Consider the following 455-nt stretch of genomic DNA (forward strand, 5'->3'; position numbering starts at 1 on the left):
TTATTTTTGTATTTTTCCGAATAAAACAACCAATAATGATCAATAAAACTGTAGAGAATGTTTCTGAAGCTCTAAAAGGAGTGCATGACGGAATGACCTTTATGCTCGGCGGCTTTGGGCTTAGCGGGATTCCCGAAAATGCCATTTCTGAACTCGTTCGTCTCAACCTGAAGAATCTTACCTGTATCTCTAATAACGCGGGTGTAGATGACTTTGGTTTGGGGCTGTTACTTCAAAAGAAACAGATAGATAAAATGATCTCTTCCTACGTGGGGGAGAATGCCGAATTTGAGCGGCAAATGCTTAGCGGGGAACTTGATGTAGAATTAACACCTCAGGGTACTCTTGCAGCTAAATGTCAGGCGGCACAACAGGGTTTTCCGGCAATCTATACGCCTGCAGGTTATGGAACTGAAATAGCCGAAGGCAAGGAAACCCGGGAGTTTAACGGAAAG

At 43.5% G+C, this 455-nt stretch carries 1 protein-coding gene; it reads left to right on the forward strand.

All coding sequences use genetic code 11. The features are described 5' to 3' along the window. Nucleotides 1-35: 35 nt before the first annotated feature. A partial coding sequence (locus tag HC176_RS16445; RefSeq protein WP_167920081.1) for a CoA transferase subunit A occupies nt 36-455 on the forward strand: 420 nt, incomplete at its 3' end.

The organism is Tamlana crocina (genome assembly GCF_012037625.1).